Raw genomic sequence first — 25099 nt, 5'->3', positions numbered from 1 at the left:
ACGATTAAATGTCAATGATTTGCTTTCTTATATATAGCTTCGGCCTTATTACTTAACGTCTCACCTTTTTTGCTTCCAGCCCAACTTTCATGATTTAAAGGACCTGGAACCTTTTCAGACAATTCTCTTTCTAAATCCAACATATCAGTTCTCTTTCCTCGACTCATCTCTCTAACATCCCAGTCATCAGGTAAAGAATTGCCATAACGACCAGATTTAGGGTTCTTTACTTTATCTGTAATGCCCCATTTCTGGAAATTACCATCTCCATCATACATGGCATACAATACAGCAGGTTTGGTAGACGATCTAGAATTACCATGTAAACTTGGTTTGACTTTTGGTTTTGCACCAGGTTTCTTTTTGAATTGTCCATTCTTCTTATGTCCATAAGGATTGTACAAACCTAGAGGATCAATTCCGTCATTATTATCAACAACGTAATTATATAAGTTAAGGGTATCTCCTTCTAATCCTATCGGGTCCTGGCTGATATAGGTTCCAGTATTAGGTTCGTAATAGCGGAATCGGTTGTAGTACAGCCCAGTCTCAACGTCTTCATACTGCCCCTGGTACTTAAACGGAATGAAGGAGGATTTATTGTTTCCCTTCCTCTTTCTGCCGAAGATGTCAAGTTCCTGCTCCCATACCTTGTTGCCGTTATTGTCAAATGCCTGCAGGGGAGTGCCGAGGTAATCAGACACGATGGAGAAGCTCTCGCCGTTGGCAGCGAGCTTGGCAGCAGGAATGAACGTGTTCTGCTCAAAGAGCCAGGTTGTGACATCTGCCTTTCCGGCATCAGCAGCAACTTCCTGCCACTCGTGCAGCGGAACATTGCCGTCCCACACGAAGTGAGTAGTGACACCCTCATAGGTTTTCTCGGTCCGCCTGCCCAGCGCATCGTATGCGAATGACACTTCCTTGCCGTCAGGACGGACGACCCTCGACAGCATACCGTCACTCTGCCAGTCATAACGCCAGCCTGCACCAAAGGCACGGAAGGTTATGCCGAGCTCCTCCTGCAGGTGCGCCTTCTGTCCGCCAAGCGGAACGGACATGCCAGTCCAGTCCAGCGTCCTGAACTCCTTGAACACGAGGTTGCCCTCACAGTCATAGTGATAGAAGTAGTCACGGTCTTCCGCCAGCCTGCTGCCCGTGCCATACTTACGGTCATCCTTCTCACGTGTCTCAAAGAGGTTGCCGATACGGTCAGGAATACGGTAGATACGCTCCACGTCATTCCCCTGCCTGTACTCGGCGGAAAGAAGATTGTCGAACTCGTCGTAGTCATAGCGGACCCGGCGACCCGTAAGACCGTCCTCGGTTGCATGAAGACGGTTGCCGATGCCCCAGGTATAGCTGCGGCGGAACTGCTCGACATTGCGTGCACCCACCGACTTGTAGGTCTCACGTCCAAGGCTGTCATGATGCGTCCTTACATGCACTCCGCCTGTAAGTTCACGCTCCGTCTCCAGGCCTACCCTGTCACGCTGCCATCTGGCTGACCATCCTCCGCTGTTCATCCCACTGAGGTTGCCATCCCTGTCGTGGGCATAGTCAATGCTTGCGCCAAGACTGCTCTCAGTATGCACGTGTCGTCCTGTGCGCTCATACTTGCGCATGATACTGTGTTCGCCCTGTGTCTCCTTCACTATCCGCCCCCCTGTGTCGTGCTTGAAGGCAACCTTCATCTCCTTGTTCTCTGCACGTAGCAGCTGTCCGTCCCCGTCATAGGCAAAACAGCTTGTCCGCCCGTCATGATGTGTTTCCTGCAGGATATTTCCCACACCGTCATATTCATATTCAGTCTGCCTGCCTCCGGGGCGGACAACCCGTATTACCCTGCCGGCACCATCACGAAGGTACTTACGCTGCAGTCCGTCAAAGCCCGTCTCCTCCACGACACGGCCGAGTCCGTCAAGACGGAAGGAATAGCGTTCGCCGCCCTCGTTGATGATCTCGCGCAGCTGCAGCTCACCGTCATAACGGAAACGCACATGATGGTCGAACTGTCGCCTGCCGATGAGCGTTCCCAGCGGTCCGTACTCGAACTCCACCTTGCGCAGCCGGTCAGAAGCCACGACAAGGTTGCCCGAGGTATCATAGGAGAACTCGTGCACATTGCCATCCGGTTCCTGCAGACGTATCAGATTGTCTGCATCATCATAGCCATAGGAAGTCACGTTGCCCTTGACATCCGTTGCCTTGACAAGTCTTCCACGCTCATCATAGTCCCATGTCCGGTGAATGCCATTCGGGAATACAAGCTGCCGGAGTTCCTGCCGGCTGTTGAACTTCAACGTGTAGATGCGACCCTCCATGTCGGTGATGGTGTTCAGCGCACCTCCCTCATAGGTATAGCTGAAGCTGTTGCCGTCCGGCAGTCTGCGCTTCACCACACGGTCATATTCATCATATTCCCATGACGTCCTGCGCCCGGTGCCGGTAATGATGGACGTAAGGTTCCGACGCTCATCATAGGAAAGCCTTGTCTTCGACCCGTTCTCATCCGTTATCTCCACAGGAAGGCCGAAGTTGTTGAATACGGTACGGCGACTGTAGCCTTCGGGGTTTACCACGACATCCAATTCCTTGAACTCATTGTAATGCTGGCGGGTAACACCGCCGTTGGCATCCACTATCTTGTAAATCAGCTTATTGTCGTGATAGTAGTACTCCGTTGTATGTCCCAGTCCATTGGTAGTCCTGGTAAAGCCATCACCATACTCAATATGGTATTCCATCACGCCGTCATCACCCCAGGTGTGAATACAGCGTGAGGTTTCCCCTTCACCGTCGTACTCCCAGTGGAAGCTCATACCTGACTGGTTGGTGAGCTTGACCAGCTGGTGTCCGGCATAATAAAAGAACTTCCTCGTACCAGAAGAATCCTCAGTGGAGACCATATTGCCAGATGCATCATAGTGATAGCCCACGAGGGGAATGTCCTTGCCATCCGCCCGTCTGAAGACTTTCTCTATACGTCCCTGGCGGTCAGTATTCACGTAGAGGGTCTCGCCACGTGAATCAACAATTTCCTTCAGAGCACCATTTGCAGTGTAACGGAAAAGAATCCTGAAGCCGTCTGCAGTGGAAATCTCCTTAAGCATCCGGAGTCCGCCTGCACGCTGGACACTTGAAAAGTGATAGTACACTCCCTCGTCATCGCAATAGATGGTGTAACCGTTTTCCGTATGCTTCCATTCCAGATGTTCCTCCTGGTCATAGAAGCTCTCACCTGTTTGCAAGAACGGGCAGCCTGACTCTCGTCCGGTGGGATGGCGGAATATCATGCCAAGCCCTGCTTCCTCCCGTATGCTCATGTTATAGCTGTGATGCCAGTTGTAGCCTAGTGTTCCCGCTATATCCGCATCGCTGTAATAAGTACGTTCCCATACCAATGGAATCGGACCGGGCAGTTCAAAGTCAGTATTGGTATGGTAAACCCGCCCCGTAGCGGCATCTACTGGCTCTCCGAAGAGCCAGCAGTTCATTTTCTTGTTTATCTTTCCCAGGGGAGTCTTCTCAAATGCTTCTGAGAGTTTCTGATAAGCCTTGGTCTTGGTCAGGCACTTGAGTCCGATTTTCATTCCCAGCTGGAAAAGGTCTATCGTCGGCGGACCACCCACAAGGACAGGCTTTCCGCCAGAAGTTATAATTGAAAGTAACTGTGTGGGCAGGAAAAGTGAGGTGCTTGGTTTCTTGAACTTCCCCGGATGAAGTCTCGGAGGCGGTGCAAAACCGTAGGTGTTGCATGAAAGGGCAGGATGGAACTGCGTTGAACAAGGACCTCCGTCTGCAAGTACCGTAGAGCTTCCCATCCACATCTCGGCATCAGCAAAAGGTGAGGTAACAGGAAAAATGTGTATGACAACAGCAGGCAGCTGTACCATGGAGATTCCCGCTTGAGCTATCCAACGACCATGTACCTTCACGGACGGTGCCATGCCTTTCAATATTGACACAGCAATAGCCCCAAGCCCACTCTCAGGTGATGGCAGCGCTGGAGCAACCAACGACATGATCTCGGACATAAGGTCGAATACCATCGCACAGGCCGGTACTGGGAGGGCTGGTGACGGAGGCCAGGTCGTCGCATGTATATCTACACCTAAAGCCAAGTCAAAATATTTACCTACAGGCATGCCTGGCATGCTTGGCAGAACACTTGCCAGATCCTTCTGCAAGTTATTTATCGAGTCTTTTGCCTTACCGAAAAGGTCGCCGAACACTCGTTCTGCAAGTACTAAGGGATTTCCTTCTATTGCCATTGTGTTATTTCTGCTTGTTTTTAGTTAAAATTGAGAACTTCCGAGGGTTGCTGCCCGACTGCTTGTCAAAGGCTGATACCAGCTCACGCCAGTCTGAACCTAGCCATTGCTCCAACTGTTTCTCTAATACGGTCATATCCTGTTTGTCTCTCACCTGTTTGCAAAAGCGCAATGCCATAGAAGCGGCGTACGCAAAAGTTGAAGCTCGCCTCATCTTCATGTCAAGATGGCTCCCAGCTTCAAGTGCCAACAGGGAGCGGATAAACGCCCCTTCAACATTTCCCAGCTCATAATTCAGATATGCACTCATACGATAGCCTTCAAGGACATACAATATATCACCTCTTTTAGCAGCAGCTGCTGCAACCTGTTCATACAAGGGTATAGCCTCGTCATGCTTCTTTGTACCTACGAATATAGCTGCCTTCTGAAACAGGGCTACTTTCCATATAGAATATGCTGTCAGGTCATCAGGTCTCATCCTTCTTTCTGTCTCCTTGATGGTACGGTCACAATAAAGAAGACTCTTGTCATTGTTCTGAATGATATAGTAGGCCTGTGCTGCAACAATAGGAGTTGTAAGGGTTACATCCTCACTATCTAACTGATGTGACAAATCAATCAGTTTACCAACTTCTTTGTCAAGTATGGATTCACTCTTCTTGGACGTACAGTCCAGTACGGTACGAATCTGGCGGGTATAAAGACTGTTCAGATTTGTGGAGTCATACGAGCCACATTCTTTATCCATCGCATTGCGTATGGCATCAGACATGTTGAGTTTCGGCTCTAAAAGAATTACTTTCTTTGTCGAGCCCAGCTTAACCTTGCGTTGAGCGGCATAGTCAATTGTTACAAGTCGAATACCTTGGGGTATACTGTCTAAAACATTGGTAAGCCAAGGGGTCAGTTCCATACCTTCATAAGAAGCAGGGGGGATATAAATACAGAAATGACGTGTTTCAAGTCCTTTTATACATGACTTGAAGCGTAGCAGCTCACTCCATAGATTCTCAGCCGTATGCTCTAACGAACTGTCTGGTTGATAATCTTGATAAAGACGACCGTCCTTCTTCAAAGCTGCCATAATATCGAACTCTTCTGGTAACTCCTCCTTAAACCAACTGATATACTCTTCCCAAAGAGACTCGGTAAAGACCTTGGCATCACCTTGATAGGATGTGTCAAAACGAAAAAAAACATCAGTGAACTCTCCGGCAGGTGAACGTTCAACTTCCATGAACTTGTCAATGATGTCCACGTCCTCTACTTGAGCATTCCAAATGGCAAGCCGCCACTCCTCATCACGTTCTATACTTCGCCACAAGTCCTGTAGCTTCCCATATTCACTTGCTATTGAAACTCCTGCCGCCATACTTATGAGTTTATCTTGACCAAACCTCCATTAATAGTAACATCGGCATCTCCACTGATGGATGTAGAAGGAGATGACAGTACACTCTTACTTCCACCTGAAATCTCAGCATTGGTTTCTGCTATCGCATTTATATCAACGCCTTTTATGTCGACACCAGTTCCACTGGTAATAACGACACTGTCACTTTCTCCTGACTGACAAGTTGTACTTGTTGCCCCGTCAATACATATGGTATTCGCCTTAATCGTTATCACATCTCCCTCCATCTTTATAGAGGCTTTACCATTATCCAGATGGATATTGGTGGCAGAAGATACTGTTACTGTATTATTCCCATCGAACGTAATAAGATTCTGTCCGGTCTTATCAGCAAGAAGCACATTACCTGTGCTGTCATCGAGCTTAAGAGTGCTGCCACTGCGTGTGGTGAGGCTCTTGCAGTTGTTGCCCTTGCCGCCGCCACCACCTGTCGATCCGTTGAACAAGCTGCCCATGGCATAGGGACGGGAGGGATCGCCGTGGCGGAAGCCGACGAGGACATGGTCGCCTACCTCGGGGATGAATACGAAGCCGCGGTTGCTCTTCACGTCACTACTGCTACCACCATCCGGTGTCATCACCCGGATCCAGTTCGTGTTCATGTCGTCAGCCTGCCAGTTCATCCGCACCTGGATGCGGCCGCTGCCCCTGGGGTCGTCGTTCCTCGTCACCGTAGCCATCTGCGTCTCGGCATGGGGGATGCGTACATCGGGCACGGGAATCACCTCAAGGGCGGAGGGGAGTGCCTTGAAACGGTTGCGGTAGTAGCCGTCCTCACCCACCTCGTGCACGATCTCGGTGATGATGAACTCGCCCAGCGTCCTGCGGGAGAGGGACCTGAAGGACTGGTAGAAGGAGCTGTCTATCTTGACGACGCTGCCCACGCACAGACCCGGCACACGGCTCTCGGCGGTGACGTAGTGGCTCTCCGCCGTCTCTGCCGACTGCTTGCGGCGCATGTAGTCCACCAGCTCCGGACCGGAGTTGACACGCTGCTCGGCATACTGGCGTGCCGGGACGCTGAACAGCTTCATCGAGGCTGCCACCGCCTTGCGGGCAAGGAGGTCCTGGCCGGCCGTCTCCGACGGGCTCGCCTCGTTCATCTGCTGGTCGGACGAGGAGTGGTAGCTGTAGGCCTTCTTGGGGCGGGCGAGCGTCTGGATGCCGATGTCAAGCGAAGAGAGGGTGGTGCCGAACTCAAGGCAGACCGAGTCGGGAAGTGTCTTGGGATTCCCGAAGACGAGGGATGTGCCGTCATAGTAGAGCCATTCCTTGTACTGTGCGGAAAGACGGCGGATGAAATCGAACTGGGACTCGCCGTACTGGCAGAGATAGTCAGGCGTGCCGTCATAGGCTGCATTGACCTTTGCCCCGACCCCTGCGGCATCACAGAGCTGGCTGACGATCTCTCCTATCTTCTTCCCTGTCCATGAGAAGTTGCCGGGGGCGGTCTCCAGGCGGTAGGTGGCGGAGTAGCCGGACACGACGAGATGCCCGAACTCGCTGTCCTCACGGTGCATGTGTACGTTCGTCACCACGCCCAGGAAGGAGGTGCTGCCGTCGGTGCGGACGGTCAGGGGCTCGCCGAGCCAGTCGGAGCTGCCGCCCATGTCATGTGAGAAGCGGCTGCTGCCGGTCTCGAGGTCGAGGACCAGCTCGAAGTAATGATGGTCGCCTATGCGCTGTTCCAGGCGGAAGGACTTGAAGGTGGGGATTGCAGTGTCACCGATGGTCACGGTGAAGCGTATGTCGGGAAATGCCATGTCGTATCGTTTTTACTGTGGTGATGTCTGTCGGGAAAGGGATGATCATAAGGAAAGGGATGTAGGCATAAGGCAGGAGGGCATGCCGGGAGACCTGCTCCCTGACATGCCCTCCCCGCCGCCCGTCGCCTTATGTGCGTGGCCAGCGGTTGTCAAGCTCCGCATTGCCCACCGTGATGGTCTCCGCAGAGAAGGTCATCGCGATGGTCATAGGAGTCTCGTTCTCTACGTTCAGCGTCTCCTTGTAGTGGACGATGTACGCATTCTTGAAGCAGATCTCCTTCATCTTCGCGTCCTCCTCTGTCTTCTTGTAGACTATCTTGCCCTCGACGGCCTTGAACTGGCTGTTGAGCATGGCCTCGATGGCCGTCGTGTCGTCCGTTGACTCTACCGTCACGCTTACGCGGCCGCCCGAGATGCTTGATGAAGGCTTGCCCTTGCTGTCAGTGTTGCGGCTGAACTCGTAGTTGGAATAGAGTACGTCATACTCCTTGCCACCTAATTCCAATGTTGCTCTGAATGAACCCATAATTGAAAAATTTTAAGTTGTTAGTAAATAATGATCAAAGAGGCAACTCTGCATCATCCTGCAAGGGACAAAAAAGAGAAAACCTCAAACAACTTCCTGAAGTCTCCTCTGTGCGGCTGTGAACAGTCTTGCTCTGAAAGAAGAGGAAGAATTGCAATCTGTTGTATAATGAAATATTGTTTCCTACAATATATACGCAAATATATACTGCAAATATAGAAAGATAACCCCGTACATGCAAGTTTCTCATCCGTATTTTATCCACCTTTAACATTCCTTGTCAGGTTTTCGTTATTGCTGCCCGATAAGATAGAAACAGCATACGCTCCAAATGCGAGTTCTCTTTTAAACAGATAATATCGTATCAGCTCTGGAAGACAAGTCTCCTAATCAGATAAGCCTTGCTAAACTATATGCGTATCTCCCGCAAAATATCTACTGTCCCCTTGTTCACTTTTGACAGGACAACCCTTTCCTGACGACAAGCTGATCCCGTCCCGGTAACATATTGCAAGGTACTTGGCACCCAGCACCACATGTGCTTGCCATCAACACCGCATGTGCTTACTATCAACACATCGGTAGAATATGGAAGAGAGCTTCAATATTGTCAGTATGGTAAGGCATAGTAAAAAAAGTATATAAGACTTTGAATGTAAAGGAAAGTCTTATAACGTTAAAGTATAAAATTAAAGCCGTAACATTCTGTGAGTGTTACGGCTTTTGCATATCTTAAATATAGAGGTTTATTTCTTTTTTGTTGCCTTGTCAGCCTTCTCCCAGTACTTCTTGCCTTTCTCCTTCAGTTTGGTTGTGAAGTCCATAGCATCAGCTGCAGCCTGTGCTTCATCCGTAGGAGATGCGTATGCGTGGCGGTATCCCTTGATGTTGTTCCACTGTCCACGTGTGAAGTCTGGAACCTCTACAGGAATATTGCCATTGTCCATGGAGATAGAACCTAACTCTGCCAGACAACACCATTCAGCCAGGTCATAGACGTCAATGTCCAAAGGAAGACCGTTCTGCAGACAGTAAACTAAGCGTGAATCCATGATGAAGTCCATACCGCCGTGTCCGCCGACTTCCTTTGCCTGCTTCTCGTACTTGGCAACGATTGGGCTTTCGTACTTCTGTATCAATGCCTGTGCGTCAGCCTTTGAAAGGTAGGAGTGTCCTGAAAGGTTGTCAGAAGATGGTGTGACACCGGATTTCTTTAGTTCGTCAGATGAAAGTGCAAATCCCTCAAAAGGATATTTGTTCGCAAATCCCTTTGTACCTGTAAGCTGATACATACGGTTGTAAGGCTGTGGAGTCATTACGTTATGATGGATTTCGATAACCTTTCCGTTCTCAGTGCTGATGAGTGTTGTGGTATGGTCGCCGTTGCGGAACTCCGTGCATGGTTCGCCAGTCATCTTTTCAACCTGCTTTTTGCCGTTGACTGACTTTGTGTCCATTGCAATGAGGGTCTTCATCTTGTCACCTCTGTGTATGTCCAGTACCTGCGCAATAGGACCTAAGCCGTGTGTGGCATAGAGATCGCCACGGAACTTCTGGTTATAATCCAGTCTCCAGCCAAGTTTGTCCTGTGCATCTTTCTTCCAGTAAGAATCCCAGAACTGTGACAATTCGTGGCGATAAGCACCTTGAACGTAAAGCACTTCGCCAAAGACTTTCTGCTGTGCCATGTTCAGAGCATTCAACTCAAAGAAGTCATAGCAGCAGTTTTCAAGCATCATACAGTGCAGACGCTTCTTTTCAGAGAGGTCGATGAGTTGCCATATTTCAGAAAGATTCATAGCCGCAGGTACTTCCACGGCAACATGCTTGCCGTTCTTCATAGCCTCGCTTGCAACAAGGAAGTGATGCTTCCAGTCCGGAGCAATATATACAAGGTCAATATCCTTGCGCCTGCACAGTTCCTTGTATCCGTCTTCGCCAGAGTAAATGTCGGCTGCGGGCATACTTGCCTTGCGCAGATATTCCTGACATTTCTCTGCTCTGTCACGTTCATGGTCGCAGAGTGCCATCACCTGGATGCCAGGGATATGCGTCCAACGTTCTACGGCATCATGTCCGCGCATTCCCAGTCCGACAAATGCTACGCGTACCGCCTTCATTTTCGGAGTGGTCATGTTCAGTGCACTTTCCTGTCCTGCTGCACGTTTCGGCACATCAGTAATTGCTGTCCCATTGGTTACCTTGTATGGCCAGTTGAACTGTGCCGATACTGTTGATGGTAAGAATAAGCTGCCAAGGATAAACGCCGCAGCTAATGATCTTCTGATACTCATAGTTTTTAGTTATTTGTTTAATTGGTAGATTTTGAGTTTATACATTTCCTTTCACGGCGCAAAGATAATGAATTTTAATTATATAAGTGTGTTATTTCCCCTTTTATTATAAGAATAAAGGAAGTTCTCTTTAGTTTTCTGTGGAACATTTTGAAGCAAGTAGTCGTATGCTTACAGTTGGTATGACATGGATTTCAGTTGTAAATCTTTTATCTTTCTTTTTATCTTTAACGGCGTTTTCTGCTTTTTTCAAAAGATGAAGTGATAGAGTGCCTCTGGTAAAACAATAAGACTTTTGCAGGTCTGGGTAAAATAGAATTGAGGTCAAACGCTTTATATTCGTAGAGTTTATGTACACTTTCAAGGGCTTGTGGCAGGAAAATAATAAGGTTCATTCGTTAAATGCGTGGATGTTTTTCGTATAGCTTTAAAGGAAGAACCGGAGTTATTTATTAAATATAAACATAGCCAAGACGGTCTTGGCTACCTACTTTATTATCATCCTCCGATGCAGAAAAGCTTTTCATGTCAATACTTTGAAAATGCGGACAACGGTTTGAAAAATCATGACATAATTTCGGATAAAATACCTACAGATAAAGGCAAAAACACGTGTAAAAAGCAAGTCTGCAATCAACAGTAAATCAATCAGTTATAAAGTAGTGCAAGAAAAGGTGCTTAATTGGACCTCAAAAGGGCGTTAGTTAGACCTCAAAAGGGCATCTATTGCAAGCCAATAGGGCGTCTTTTAGAAGCCAAAAGACCATGTATTAGCTTTGAGCTGCATGAAAATAGTTTACAAACATCGGTTAGTATGGGAATAAGTTGTTTGCAGATGACGGAAAGACATCGTATTTGTTTGCCTTTTCTGCATTTTACCTTGCCCCTCCCTTGTAAGACCATCTGATTTTGGATAGCCATACCATGCAGGTGTATAAACCTTTATTCTGTTTCCAATCTACGCATTTAACGGAAGAACCAATAATAAGATGAGCGCATATAATTCGAAGTGTAAGTGGGGGTGATAGAATGATATTTGTTGGACATCAATAATTTATTTTCTCTGTGGATTTCTTTGTACTTCATGATAAATGTTTATCTTTGCTTTGCAATCGACTCAGCTATGTTCGGGAAATCTCTTTCTGTGCAGCTGATAGAGTATATCTTACTTATTTAAAATACTACCCTTATGGTGAAATTTAAGAGAATGAACCTTGTTGACTGGACTGCCCGGCTTTCAAAGGTGACCAGACGTTTTCCTGTGACATTTGTTTACATTGTGATAGCGACTGTGTATTTCTGTATTTTAGTCAGCAGATATTTGGAATATGATTGTAAGGCTTTTGACTTCTTTATGTCCCTGTGGTCTTTGTCAGGGATAGTGCTTTCCTATATGATTCATTTGTTTGTGGAGGGTAAAGGCAAGGGTAAACAGTTGGCAGTAATAGCCTCGGCAAATATTATTTGGGCTGGCATCTGTGCTTTCTTTGCTTGTAATTATCCGTTGAGTGGTACTCTGACGGCTGCCTGTATAGCATGTTGTGTGGCAATTGTTTTGGGACTTTTTATCATTCCTTTCTATGGTCAGAAGGATGACAGACCTGCTATCAGTTTTACCTTGAACATTCTTGGGCATATTGGCTTAGCCATCGTTATCTCGGGTATACTGTTCTTGGGGTTGGAGCTGTTGCTACAGTCTTTTGTTTATCTCTTTGGATTCTATATCGGTAATACGCAGATTTCCTATCTTCTGGTCTTTTGTTTTGTTTTTTTAGCACCTTCGTTAGTTGTGTTGCAGACTCCATCAGCCGAAGAGATGTATGCTGTTCGTGATTGGATGCAGCATAAGTTTATGAATGAAGTCATACACTTCCAGATAATCCCATTGCACTTTATCTATCTTGTAACATTGTATTTTTATGTCATTAAGATAATTATCACGTGGACATTACCTGATGGATGGGTAAGTTGGTTGGTAGCGGCACTTATGTTCTTGACGATAATCATCGTCGGTCTGCTTTATCCTGTGAACTTCCGGGCAGAGAAGAAACCTTTTGATAAGTTTGTCTTACGCTATCTTCCGCTGGTCGTATTGCCTTTGTTGCTGTTGATGACAATAGGAATTATCCGTCGTTTCAGCGATTATGGAGTATCTGTATTGCGTATTTATCTGCTTGCTTTCAACCTTTGGTGTTATGCCGTCTGCATTGGTCTTTATGTATTGAAAGCAAAGCGTTTGTCGTGGATAGCAAGCTCGTTTGCAGTTTCGTTGCTGATACTTTCCGTATTACCTTATAATGTCTATACCTTTACGCGTGACCAGTTGAGAAGAGATGTCATTGGGATAGCTGGCAAGCATGGAGTTACACAGTTCCCTATGGATAAACTACAGGTTGAAAAGCTGTTGAAGAAATTAGATGGATATCAAGCTGGTCTCATCGTGGATAAACTTAGCTATTTATCAGATAATTATGATAGTCTGGGTACAGACGGAATTGTTGAAGAATGGAATGTTTGGTCGTATGATTATGTGGATGAGGAGTCTGTGTCTGCAGATACAGCTGTAGATGATGAGTCTTTTATAGATATTCAGTATAATGTTTCTGGTTCAACCTTAACAATTCCAGAGGGATATACTTCTTTCAGAGTGGTGAAATATGAGTATAATACACGTTATATTACATGTGCCACAAGAAATGACACTCTTTCTGTGACACTTCCTTATACGATTGGAGGAAAGAAGATGGAGGATGTTATCTCTATGCCGGTTGCAGAACTGAAGAAGATTTATAAAGCCAAGAAGCCGCACTCTGTTGTTTTCTATGGTAAGAATACTTGTTTCTACCTGACAAGTCTATGTTGTTGTCTGATAGAAGAGGATAAAGAGGGAGTATTAGAAGGTGTCCTCTTTATAAAGTAATGTTGGCTTTTAGGGCTCATTTCTTCTTTATCTCCTTTATTTTCTGTATCTTTGCAGTCCGTAGTGTATTAACATTTAAACAATTAATAGTAATAGAATATGAAAGCATTTGTTTTCCCTGGACAGGGATCTCAGTTCGTTGGTATGGGTAAGGAACTCTATGAGAACAACCCATTGGCAAAAGAACTTTTCGATAAGGCTGACGAGATTCTTGGCTTCAAGATAACCGAGATTATGTTTGCAGGTACTGATGAGCAGCTGAAGGAAACTAAGGTAACTCAGCCTGCAGTGTTCCTCCACAGTGTTATTTCTGCACTTTGCTTAGGCGATGAGTTCAAGCCTGATATGGTAGCTGGTCACTCTTTGGGAGAGTTCTCTGCCCTTGTTGCAGCTGGCGCACTGAGTTTCGAGGACGGTTTGAAACTTGTTGCAGCACGTGCCAATGCCATGCAGAAGGCATGTGAGCAGAATCCAGGTACTATGGCAGCCATTATCGGTCTGTCCGATGAGAAGGTTGAGGAAATCTGTGCTGCTGTTTCAAAGGATGGCAAGGTTTGTGTTGCTGCCAACTTCAACTGTCCAGGTCAGTTAGTTATCTCTGGTTCAACCGAGGGTATCAATGAGGCTTGTGAGCTGATGAAGGAAGCTGGTGCTAAGCGTGCGTTGCCATTGAAGGTGGGTGGTGCTTTCCATTCACCGTTGATGCAGCCAGCTAAGGATGAGTTGCAGGCAGCTATTGAGGCAACAACGTTCAATGCTCCGAAGTGCCCGGTATATCAGAACGTAGATGCTTTGCCACATACAGACCCAGCTGAGATTCAGAAGAACCTCATAGCTCAGCTTACATCAAGCGTACGTTGGACTAAGAGTGCACAGAATATGATTGCTGATGGTGCTGACGAGTTCATCGAGTGCGGTCCAGGTAAGGCTTTGCAGGGTATGCTCGGTCGTATTGACAAGAATGTTAATGCACACGGTGTAGATTAACTTTCCCCAATCCCTCTGAAAGGAGGGAAATCTTATAAGAGAGTAAACATAAGAATATTGATGTAGGTGTGTCAGGTAGGATTAATGTTTGTTATCTGATACACCTACAGTAATGTAAGTTTAAATCCTTTTTACTTTTCCCTTTCGGGGAAGTTAGAGGGGGATTTTATATGAAAACTAAATTAGTAATCTATCAAGTCTTCACCCGTACTTTCGGTAATAAGAACCTTGCAAAGAAAGAGAATGGTACATTAGCTGAGAACGGTGCAGGAAAGATGAATGACTTTGATGAGGAGGTGCTGCGGCGCATCCATGATTTCGGTGTCACCCATCTTTGGTATACAGGTGTTATCCGCCATGCAACGTGTACTGACTATTCTACTTTCGGCATACCGCAACAGAATCCCCGTGTGGTAAAGGGGCGTGCCGGTTCGCCGTATGCCATTACGGATTATTATGATATTGACCCAGATATTGCGGTTGATGTCAATGAGCGTATGGCAGAGTTCGAGGCTCTTGTAGCCCGCACTCATGCAGAAGGCATGAAGGTGATAATAGACTTTGTGCCCAATCATGTTGCGCGTCAATATAAGAGTATAGCCAAGCCACAAGGTGTTGAGGATCTTGGAGAGGGCGATGATACCGGGAAACATTTTGATTCTCAGAACAACTTTTACTATTGTCCAGGCGAACAGCTTGACCTCTCGGGTGTTGTTGAGAATGACTATGCCCACTATGCTGAGCCTTATTATGAGTATCCTGCAAAGTGTACAGGTAACGACCGCTTCGACTCTCATCCACAGCAGAATGACTGGTATGAGACAGTCAAGCTGAATTACGGTGTAGATTATTGCGATGCTGGCGGCAGGAGCTATCACTATAATCCTGTTCCTTCCACATGGAAGAAGATGACTGATATCCTTCTCTTCTGGGCTGAGAAGGGCATTGACGGCTTCCGTTGTGACATGGCGGAGATGGTTCCGCACGAGTTCTGGGCGTATGCAACGCAGCAGGTCAAGGAACGTTATCCCGGAATGATATTCATTGGTGAGGTCTATGACCCTAACCAGTATCGCATGTATGTGGAATCGGGCTTTGACTATCTGTATGACAAGGTGGGACTGTACGACTGTATTCGTGGTGTGATATGTGATGAGCGTCCTGCTTCGTCCATCACACATGAGTGGCAGCAGGTTGATGACATTCGCAACCACATGCTTTACTTCCTCGAAAATCATGACGAGCAGCGCATAGCCTTCGATTTCTTCGCCGGTAATCCTTGGAAGGGAGTTCCCGGAATGATAGTTTCTGCGCTCCTCCAGCAGAATCCTGTCATGGTTTATGCAGGGCAGGAATTTGGCGAAAAGGGGATGGACAAGGAGGGATTCTCGGGGCAGGACGGGCGTTCAACCATCTTTGACTATTGGGCAAGTGATGCCGTTTATAAAGGGTTCTTTAATCATGATGCGCTGACCACAGACGAGAAGAAGCTGTCGCTCGTGTATCAGGGACTCCTCCGTTTCTGCAATCGTGAGAAAGCAGTCAGGGAAGGACAGACTTTTGATCTTATGTATGTCAATAACCAGAGCTATCAGTTCAACCCACGCAAGCAGTTTGCTTTCCTGCGTAAGGCTGATGAAGAAGTGTTGCTGGTTGTTGCCAATTTCGACCAGAAACGGGTACATGTCAATGTAACTGTTCCGTCTCATGCGTATGATTTCCTCGGTCTGCCCGAACAGGAAGTTGAAATGACTGATTTGCTTTCAGGCTTTACAAAGGTAGTAGAATTGAAACGTGACGGGCAGATAGCATTAGATGTGGCGGCAAACTTTGGAAGAATTTACAAGTTTAATATAAAGACCAAGACCGTGGATTACGTATTGAATACGCACAACAAAGAGGAGTTTCCTCCTGCTCATACGGCAGAACATCTCTTGAATCAGGTTATGTTTCGTATGTTTGGTGCAGAGCGCAGCAGTAATGCTCACATCGAGCGAAAGAAGAGTAAGATGACCTTCGTCCTTGATCATAAGCCGAACCGTAAGGAAGAGAAGGCGATAGAGGACGAAATGAACCGTCTGATAGCTGAAGACCTGCCGGTAACTTTTGAAATGATTGACCGTAATAATATTCCAGAGGGTGTCAACATTGACAAACTTCCCGAGGATGCTTCAGAGATGTTGCGACTGGTTCGTATAGGCGATTTTGATGTCTGCCTTTGTATTGGCAAGCATGTACGTTCAACTGCACAGATTGGACGTTTTGAAATGTTGGGTACTAACTGGGATGAGCAGAAGCGTACGTTCCGTATCCGCTTTAAGGTTATTCCTGCTTAAAACACACTTGTTGTTAAGAAAGAAAAGTGCTCTTGCCTGTCTGCTTTCAGATGGATGAGGGCGTTTTTTTGTGTTTCAGACTGGCGCAAGTGGTTGTATGATTATCGTTTTGAACTTTATTCCCTTTTTTCATAGACTGGAATAAGGGCTGCTCAGTGCTTTTTGGCTTTGAAATACTTTTACATGGCTTGTTGATGTTCTTGCTGAAACAGGGTGCAATTGTCCTTTTGATGTTGTGTTTATAACTGTCATATAATCAAATGGTTATAGGAGTATGCAAGAAAAGGTGCTTAATAGGACTTCAATTAAGCCTTAGTTCGACTCCAATTAAGCACCTTTTGGAAGTCAATCTGGGCTTAATTGGAATGCAAACCGTCATCAGTAAAAGTAGGGTGTAAGAAATATTTTACAAAAGTATTCCTGCTGGAGGAGGATAGGAGTGGAAAGTTTTTAGGAATAATAATCCCTCAATCTTATTTCTGTGGTGATGTAAACTCCTATTAACCCATTGCTTTATTACTTGCCAAATAATGTTTCCTCGTAACTATGTCTTAATTCTGGGCTTTATGTATATGCTGTCTAAAAAGAAATCCACTACCTTATATATATAAGTAGTGGATTTCCAATGTTGTTAACCTTCGTTCTATCTAACGACTTAGTTGTTTGCTCAGGATTTATCGTTCTGTTCCTTCATATCAATGAATTGCTGTTTTGCATCATAGAATTCATATTGCAAAAAGGCAAGTTTCTGTGAAGGAATGATGTTTACACCGAGTCCATACTTGATTTGCCACTTGCGCTTCAAGGAAATAAGACCCTTGTCGATGTAAGCTGCAACGTATGGATGGACATGTAAATAGAATTTCTTTACTCCAACCTTGTTTACCAGTCGGTCAATCTTACGCTCCAACTGATCGGTAAACAGGATGCTTGAACGAATCTTTCCAGTACCGAAACAGGTAGGACAGTTCTCGTCTACATCAACATCCATTACCGGGCGTACACGCTGGCGGGTAATCTGCATCAGTCCGAACTTGCTCAGTGGAAGGATGTTGTGGCGTGCACGGTCCTTCTGCATGTTCTTGCACATACGCTCGTACAGCATCTGGCGGTCTTCAGCAAGATTCATGTCGATGAAGTCAACGACAATGATTCCGCCCATATCACGCAGTCGGAGCTGTCGGGCTAATTCATCAGCAGCACCGAGGTTGGTGTCGAGAGCATTCTGCTCCTGTGCTTTTTCCTTTGTTCTGTTACCACTGTTCACATCTACAACATGCATAGCCTCAGTGTGTTCGATGATGAGGTAGCAGCCATGACCATAATTGATGGTCTTTCCGAAGCTGGATTTTATCTGCTTCGTAACGTCAAAGTTGTCGAAGATCGGCACCTTGCTTGTGTACTTCTTCACGATGCCCGCCTTTTCAGGGGCTATTAGAGAAACATAGTGATGAACGGCAGTGCATATCTCGTCGTCGTTGACGTAGATGTTTTCGTAGGTTGGATTGAAGAGATCACGCAGCATTGCGACAGCACGCCCGGTCTCCTCAAAGACGAGTTGAGGGCGGTCCTGTGTTTTCTGTATCTTTGTGATAGCGTCATTCCAACGGCTCAGGAGGACTTTCATCTCAGCATCAAGCTCGGCAACGCGCTTCCCTTCAGCTACGGTACGGACAATCACACCGAAGTTCTTGGGTGTAATGCTCTGTATGAGCTGTTTGAGGCGTGCACGTTCTTCTCCGCTTCTGATTTTAGATGAAACGCTGACTTTATGCCCGAAAGGTATGAGCACCAGGAACCTGCCAGCGAATGATATTTCGCCTGTGAGGCGTGGTCCTTTGGTGGAAATGGGTTCTTTGACAATCTGTACCATCACCTCTTGCCCTACTTGCAGGGTGTTCTGGACGGTTCCGTCCTTTTGCAAATCGGGCAGGCGACTGGCTTTTTGGATGGGATAAAGTCGTTTGCGGTCGCTCTGAACCTGTTTCAGATACTTCGCATAGGAGTTGAACTGGCTCCCTAAGTCAAGATAATGAAGAAAGGCGTCACGCTCATAACCTACATCTACAAAGCAGGCATTAAGCCCCGGCATCAGTTTCTTGACTTTTGCCACGTAGATGTTTCCAACCGAGAAGCTCGCCTCTCTTGGCTCACGCTGGTATTCAACCAGTCGCTTATCCTCGAGCAGTGCTATCGAAATTTCTTTCGGTTGGGCATCAATAATTACTTCGCTTGTCATCTTCTTCGTTTGTTATAACCATCATTTTGCAGTCCGGGTGTTATGTATAACGGTGCTAAACGATGCTTATAGGTAATAAAAAGCGGAACCTGTCGTCGCACTTCCAGGGAAGAGAAGTATATTGCGATGACACGCCCCGTCATGTTTTGAAAGTCTGTTATAAACGCTTTCAGCCTCGGGGGGCTTACTTGCTCTTATGTCTGTTCTTTCTTAATCTCTTCTTACGCTTGTGCGTAGCCATCTTGTGTCCCTTTTTCTTCTTTCCGTTTGGCATAGCTTTAATTTGTTTTAATTTGTTATTGTATTTATGTTTAATTTACTTCTTCATATCCTCGATGAAACTCTTTGCTGGCTTGAAGCTCGGGAAATCGTGTGCCGGAATAGTGATAGTCGTATTCTTTGAGATGTTACGAGCAGTCTTTTCCGCACGGTGCTTCACGATGAAGCTGCCGAATCCACGCAGGTAAACGTTTTCTTTCTTTTCCAACAAGCTGTCCTTGATAGCGTCCATAAAAGACTCAACCACAGCTGAAACGTCCTTCTTGGCGATGCCAGTAGATGTCGCTATCTCATTGATGATATCTGCTTTCGTCATTTCTTTTTTGTTCTTTATTGATGATTATTTTATTCTCTCGTTATAACGGAATGCAAAGATACTCATTTTCAGCTTAATAGAGAAATATTTTTGAGTCTTTTTTGCAAAATCTCTCAGTATCTGTTCTAAACTCTCAGCTTTTTCGTACCTTTGTGACATAATTACTCATGTTTCAGATTTAGCAGGAGTTATGGATATAAGGAAGTTGTAAGGAGTGCAGCTGTAACCAGTTTACGTGTGAAACCTGACAGTGTAAAGGTCTGGTATTGACATGAATCCTCACAGTTTCTGATAGATTCTTCAGCTCCTATGGCGTGGAGCTTACGAAGCTCCAGTATAAATATATATAAGGTATATGAAGATTTCCATTGGTATAGATGTGGGGATTTCGACAACCAAGATTGTTGGAATCAGAGAAGGAAAGGTTATCAAGCCGTTGCGCATCAAGGCTACAGACCCGGTGACTTCCTTGTATGGAGCTTTTGGAAAGTATCTGTATGACAATAGGATAGAGCTGTCTGATGTAGAGCAGGTAATGCTCACTGGCGTGGGAGCCCATTATATCAATAAGCCTGTCTATGGGCTCCCTACAGCAAAGGCTGACGAGTTTCTGGCTGATGGTTTGGGTGCCCAGTTTGAGTCAAAGCTGCAGCGCATGATTGTTGTCTCCATGGGTACGGGTACTTCTCTTGTGCTTTGTGATGGCAGCAAGATACGCCATATAGGTGGTATCGGTATTGGTGGCGGAACATTGAGCGGTCTTTCCCGCCTGCTATTGAAGACGGATGATGTGAAGGAAATCATTGCTTTGGCGATGAAGGGTGATATTTCCCGTATCAATCTGCAAATCAAGGATATATCTACCAATCCTCTCCCGGGATTGCCGATGGACGCAACAGCTTCGCTCTTTGCCAATGCACAGGCAAATGCCAGCCGTGAGGATATTGCTCTGGGATTGATTGGTCTGGTGTTGCAGTCTATTGGTTCTGCGACAATATTGAGTGCATTGAACAGTGATATACGTGACTTTGTACTTATTGGAAACCTTACCTTGCTGCCACAGTGTGAACTTCTCTTCCCTGTGATGGAGAAGATATATGATGTACGTTTTATCATTCCAAAGTACTCGGAGTATTGTACGGCGATTGGTGCAGCACTACAAGCAAGCAGGATAGGGGAACAGTAAAGACTAAAAGGATGTCTACAAAATATTACAGACGCTTTGTAGAAGTTCTACAAAGCGTCTGTAATATTATTACAAAGCCTTTGTAACTCTATTGTAATGTCTTTGTGAGCTCTTTGTAATGGATGTTTTGCCATTTAATCCACAGGTGTTGAAGACTATTTCATGAATTGTCGGGGGTCGCACCGCTCCTCTTCTTCATGTCATCTGCCTTATGTGCATGTGGTAATGGCTTGACTTTCTATAAGTTATTTAGGTGTTTAATACATTGAAAATCTGATGTTTGGCTTTGTAATTACACTTGTGGAAGTGTTCCGAGGTTTCTTTCTATGTCTTCGTCAGAGAGCGTGTAGTTTCTCAAGTCACCATTGATATAGGTGTCATAAGCGGTCATATCAATAAGTCCATGTCCCGAAAGACAAAAGAGAATGACATCCTGTTTGCCCGTTTCCTTTGCTTTTTTTGCTTCCCGTACAGCTGCTGCAATGGCATGACAGCTCTCTGGTGCCGGGATTATTCCCTCTGTCCGGGAGAACAGGATACCTGCTTCAAAACTTTCCAGCTGCGGTATATCCATTCCGTACATATATCCGTCTTTGAGAAGCTGACTGACGATGACGCCTGCACCATGATAGCGCAAGCCGCCTGCATGTATGTTTGCCGGCTTGAAATCGTGACCGAGCGTGTACATTGGCAGTAATGGGGTGTAACCGGCTTCGTCGCCGAAGTCATATTCAAACTTGCCACGTGTCAGCTTCGGACAGCTGTTCGGCTCAGCTGCAATAAACTCCGTCTGCTTTCCTTCAAGGATGTTATGGCGCATAAAAGGGAATGCGATACCACCGAAGTTACTGCCACCTCCAAAGCAGGCGATGACCTTATCGGGATATTCCCCTGCCATCTCCATCTGCTTTTCAGCCTCCAGTCCGATGATGGTCTGATGCAGTGCAACATGATTTAACACCGAGCCCAAGGTATACTTGCAGTTAGGTGTTGTCCTTGCAAGCTCGATAGCTTCAGATATGGCTGTTCCCAATGAGCCGGGATGTGTCGGGTCACGTGTGACGATGTCCTTTCCTGCACGTGTAGACATTGAAGGAGAGCCTTCAACCATAGCCCCGAAAGTCCTCATAATCAGCGAACGGTAAGGCTTCTGTTGCATTGAAATCTTCACTTGGTAGACAGCTGCTTCAAGTCCGAAAACCTTTGCTGCGTATGACAGTGCAGCACCCCATTGTCCCGCACCCGTCTCAGTCGTCACGTTCGTCACGCCTTCCTTCTTGCAATAGTAACACTGCGGAATGGCAGAGTTGACCTTGTGCGAGCCCAGAGGATTCACACTTTCATTCTTGAAATATATATGTGCCGGTGTGTCCAGGGCCTTCTCCAGGGCGTAAGCACGGACAAGAGGCGTGGAACGATAGTACTTATACATGTCCAGTACTTCCTCGGGAATATCAATCCAGGCGTGCTCACAGTCAAGTTCTTGTCTGGAACATTCCATGCTGAAGATTTCGGCAAGGTCCTCAGCTTTCATCGGCTCACGTGTAGCCGGGTTGAGGGGAGGAAGCGGTTTGGTCGGCATATCAGCCTGAATGTTATACCACTGTGTAGGTATATCTTGTTCATTAAGTAGAAATCTTTTCTGAGCCATACTGTTACAGTTTAAACGATGGATAAATGTCATCGGATAGGATGATATTCTACAAAGTTACAAAATAAGAATTTCTAAATGCATGGAATGGTAATATTTTTAGTAATTTTGCCGTCACTATGATTATAATCGGTACTATTCTTGCATATTTTTGCATCTTATTGTTAATTAGTAGAATCACCGGACATAAGGCTGACAACGAGGCTTTCTTCCGTGCAAACGGACAGTCGCCGTGGTATCTTGTAGCATTCGGGATGATTGGCGCAAGCATTTCCGGTGTAACTTTTGTCAGCGTGCCAGGTATGGTGATGACGAGTGATATGACTTATATGCAGACCTGTTTAGGTTTTATCCTTGGCTATTTTGCTGTGGCATTTCTCTTGCTTCCTGTCTATTACCGGCTGAAACTGACGACAATCTACTCTTATCTGCAGAGTCGTCTGGGCAGACGGAGCTATAAGACCGGTGCCTCCTTCTTCCTCTTGTCGAAGATGACAGGTGCCGCCGTGCGTTTCTATGTCGTCTGTATGATTCTTCAGCGTTTTGTGTTAGATGCATACGGCGTACCCTTTCCTGTAACGGTGGTAGTCCTTGTGGCTCTGATTTGGCTTTATACACGACGGGGAGGTATACGGACACTTGTGCTGACAGATACTTTCCAGACGCTTTGCATGCTCCTTGCACTTCTCCTTATTATATATAAGGTGGTGGATGCGCTTGGGATGAACCTCTCTGAAGCCGCTCAGGCAATAGCCAATGACGGTCATTCGCGTGTTTTTGTTTTCGATGACTGGGTGTCCAAACAGAACTTCTGGAAGCAGTTTCTCAGTGGTATCTTTATTGTGGTTGTGATGACGGGGCTGGATCAGGATATGATGCAGAAGAACCTTACCTGTAAGACCTTGCGTGAAGCGCAGAAGGATATGTGTACCTATGGCTTCGCCTTTGCGCCAGCCAACTTGCTCTTTCTTTCCTTAGGTGTGTTGCTGATGATGTATTTCAACAGGGTAGGGCAGGTACTACCTGATATGCCTGACAACCTGATGCTTCAGGCTGTTGCCGGCGGACAGTTAGGTACGCTGGTTGTCGTCCTATTCACGATAGGCATTGTTGCAGCCTGTTTCTCCAGTGCCGATTCGGCCTTGACAGCCTTGACCACCACCTTCTGTGTGGACATCTGTAACCGACGAAAAGATGAAAAACTACGTAAGCAGGCGCATCTTGGTATGTCTGTTGTGTTTGTGCTGTTTATCCTTGTTTTCCGCTATGTCAATTCAACGAGTCTGATAGATGCCATTTACACCATCGTCTCTTATACATACGGACCGCTCTTAGGTCTCTTTGCTTTTGGCTTATGTACAAAGCGAGCAGTGAATGATAAGTTGACACCATATATAGCAGTAGCCAGTCCACTTCTTTGTTTTGCGTTAGATACAATCGTTTCAAAGACTACTGGTTATAAGTTTGGCTACGAGTTGTTGATGTTGAATGGATTGATTACTTTTTCCGCATGCTACTTTCTCCCTGCAAGAAAGTAGGGTTTGTATTCCGAAATGAAGTAAGCTGGAAACTTACTCTGCGTGTTTTACCTATGTGTTGTTGCCCAGCACGTGTTGTGCTATTGGTAAGCATCATTGGTGCTGAGTGCCATTTACCTTGCAATATCTTACCATCGTGAAAGTAAACAGTTGTTAGGAAAGAGTTTTACTACCACAAGTAACACCAAAAGATGAAGTAAGCTGGTTTCTGCTTTTCGGACAACAATAAGTGTGATTAAATAATAAAAGGCAAAGAGTACTAAACTCTTTGCCTTTTATCGTTTCGTTATATGTAATCTTGCAAATAGCTATTATCTTAATTAGGATAGAACTAATTGCAATCCTTTATCCTACAATAACTCCTCAATCTGCTTAGCGATATTCTCAAAGCTCTCTGTTGGTTCAAAGCGAGCAACTACCTGACCCTTCTTGTTAATGAGGAACTTAGTGAAGTTCCACTTGATTTCTGCGCTCTCCTTGTAGTTAGGGTCAGCCTCAGAAAGCATCTTGTCGAGGATTGGGTAAAGCTCGTGTGACTCGTCCCAACCAGCAAATCCCTTCTGTTCCTTGAGGAATTTGAAGAGAGGGTCAGCATCTTCGCCGTTCACCTTTACCTTCTTGAAACGTGAAAATTTTGTGCCGTAGGTAAGTTTGCAGAATTCATGGATACTTTCGTCTGTGCCCGGTGCCTGCTGACCAAACTGGTTACAAGGGAAATCCAGTACTTCAAAGCCCTGTGCATGGTATTTCTCATAGAGTGCTTCCAACTGCTCGTAGGTTGGTGTGAAGCCGCATTTGGTAGCTGTGTTTACAATCAGCAGAACTTCATTAGCATACTCTTTCAGGGATACCGCCTTACCTTTTCTGTCTTTGACAGAGAATTCATAAACTGTTCTCATTTCTGTGTCTTAATCTTCTCTTTATATATTTTAAAATACTTATTCTTTCTATCTTGCAAATGTACGAATTTTATTTGTTTCTGCCTTCATAGTTTAAAAGATTTTATAGTATTAAGGTTAATTCATCGTTCATAAACTGTTATTTCAAAATTGTGATTATTTGAAAAGGAGCTGATAGAATTATGAGTGAATAGAGTTGTTGTCTGGTAGTCTGTATGCTTCGTCTGTTCTGACGTTCTGTTGATAACCGTTCCAATAGTTCCCTTGTTTTCAGATGTTCTATGTTGTAGAATAAGAAGCGAAATCCTGTTCCGCACGTAGTGAACATTGCATGTCATGATTTGGGATTATGGATTCCATAGAAGATAGTAGGGTTTTCCCTATTGGCAAATAGTGAATTTACGCATTTATCTTTATAATGTTTGTGTATTTTTGCAACAGTAAACAATGAATAATTAATAATAACGGATATGA

The 25099-nt window shown here is 45.8% G+C and carries 14 protein-coding genes; 5 read left to right on the top strand and 9 right to left on the bottom strand.

Annotation, left to right across the window (positions count from 1 at the left end):
* Positions 1-11 precede the first annotated feature (11 nt).
* From ADJ77_RS09785 to ADJ77_RS09765, 5 genes are all read right to left on the bottom strand, one after another.
* Positions 12-4271, bottom strand: coding sequence for a DUF6531 domain-containing protein (locus ADJ77_RS09785; protein WP_050696354.1), 4260 nt, complete (start codon positions 4269-4271; stop codon positions 12-14).
* A gap of 4 nt (positions 4272-4275) precedes the next feature.
* Positions 4276-5646 carry a hypothetical protein gene (locus ADJ77_RS09780; protein WP_025079230.1) on the bottom strand — a complete coding sequence of 457 codons (1371 nt, stop codon included), beginning with the start codon at positions 5644-5646 and terminating at the stop codon, positions 4276-4278.
* Between the two features lie 2 nt (positions 5647-5648).
* A complete protein-coding gene (locus tag ADJ77_RS09775; protein WP_244148594.1) occupies positions 5649-7298 on the bottom strand; it encodes a type VI secretion system Vgr family protein in 1650 nt (549 codons plus the stop codon).
* Between the two features lie 283 nt (positions 7299-7581).
* On the bottom strand, positions 7582-7980 hold the full coding sequence (gene tssD, locus ADJ77_RS09770) for a type VI secretion system tube protein TssD (protein WP_025079278.1): 399 nt from the start codon (positions 7978-7980) through the stop codon (positions 7582-7584).
* 746 nt (positions 7981-8726) lie between these two features.
* Positions 8727-10274 carry a Gfo/Idh/MocA family protein gene (locus tag ADJ77_RS09765; RefSeq protein ID WP_025078296.1) on the bottom strand — a complete coding sequence of 516 codons (1548 nt, stop codon included), beginning with the start codon at positions 10272-10274 and terminating at the stop codon, positions 8727-8729.
* A 1189-nt stretch (positions 10275-11463) separates the two neighbouring features.
* On the opposite strand from ADJ77_RS09765, the gene ADJ77_RS09760 reads away from it, so the two are divergent.
* The 3 genes from ADJ77_RS09760 to ADJ77_RS09750 all read left to right on the top strand — a co-directional run bounded on the left by ADJ77_RS09760 (position 11464) and on the right by ADJ77_RS09750 (position 16517).
* Complete coding sequence (locus ADJ77_RS09760; RefSeq protein WP_050696352.1) at positions 11464-13194, top strand: DUF4153 domain-containing protein; 1731 nt, start codon at positions 11464-11466, stop codon at positions 13192-13194.
* Positions 13195-13293: 99 nt separating this feature from the next.
* Positions 13294-14181, top strand: a complete 888-nt coding sequence (gene fabD / locus ADJ77_RS09755; protein ID WP_050696351.1) for an ACP S-malonyltransferase — start codon at positions 13294-13296, stop codon at positions 14179-14181.
* A 170-nt stretch (positions 14182-14351) separates the two neighbouring features.
* Positions 14352-16517: an alpha-amylase family glycosyl hydrolase gene (locus tag ADJ77_RS09750; protein ID WP_025078298.1), complete on the top strand. Its 2166-nt coding sequence runs from the start codon at positions 14352-14354 to the stop codon at positions 16515-16517.
* A gap of 667 nt (positions 16518-17184) precedes the next feature.
* Here ADJ77_RS09750 and ADJ77_RS09745 read toward each other — a convergent pair.
* Both ADJ77_RS09745 and ADJ77_RS09740 read right to left on the bottom strand, forming a co-directional pair.
* Positions 17185-18756 (bottom strand): Rne/Rng family ribonuclease, encoded by a 1572-nt coding sequence (locus ADJ77_RS09745; RefSeq protein WP_025078299.1) that lies wholly within the window; start codon positions 18754-18756, stop codon positions 17185-17187.
* A 316-nt stretch (positions 18757-19072) separates the two neighbouring features.
* A complete protein-coding gene (locus ADJ77_RS09740; protein WP_262500022.1) occupies positions 19073-19369 on the bottom strand; it encodes an HU family DNA-binding protein in 297 nt (98 codons plus the stop codon).
* Between the two features lie 337 nt (positions 19370-19706).
* Here ADJ77_RS09740 and coaW point away from each other — a divergent pair, with 337 nt between their 5' ends.
* Positions 19707-20537 (top strand): type II pantothenate kinase, encoded by an 831-nt coding sequence (coaW, locus tag ADJ77_RS09735; RefSeq protein ID WP_050696349.1) that lies wholly within the window; start codon positions 19707-19709, stop codon positions 20535-20537.
* Between the two features lie 292 nt (positions 20538-20829).
* On the opposite strand, the gene ADJ77_RS09730 is transcribed toward coaW, so the two are convergent.
* Entirely contained in the window at positions 20830-22188 is a 1359-nt protein-coding gene (locus tag ADJ77_RS09730; RefSeq protein WP_025078300.1) for a TrpB-like pyridoxal phosphate-dependent enzyme, read from the bottom strand.
* 119 nt (positions 22189-22307) lie between these two features.
* On the opposite strand from ADJ77_RS09730, the gene ADJ77_RS09725 reads away from it, so the two are divergent.
* The gene (locus tag ADJ77_RS09725) at positions 22308-23726 is read left to right on the top strand and encodes a sodium:solute symporter (protein WP_042740935.1); all 1419 of its coding nucleotides are present in this window, start codon (positions 22308-22310) and stop codon (positions 23724-23726) included.
* A 350-nt stretch (positions 23727-24076) separates the two neighbouring features.
* Here the strand turns inward: ADJ77_RS09725 and ADJ77_RS09720 are convergent, their stop codons facing one another.
* Positions 24077-24625 (bottom strand): glutathione peroxidase, encoded by a 549-nt coding sequence (locus ADJ77_RS09720; RefSeq protein WP_025078301.1) that lies wholly within the window; start codon positions 24623-24625, stop codon positions 24077-24079.
* Positions 24626-25099: the final 474 nt, after the last annotated feature.

This window comes from Prevotella fusca JCM 17724 (assembly GCF_001262015.1).
Lineage (GTDB): Bacteria > Bacteroidota > Bacteroidia > Bacteroidales > Bacteroidaceae > Prevotella > Prevotella fusca.
This window is presented reverse-complemented; position numbering and strand designations above follow the sequence as displayed.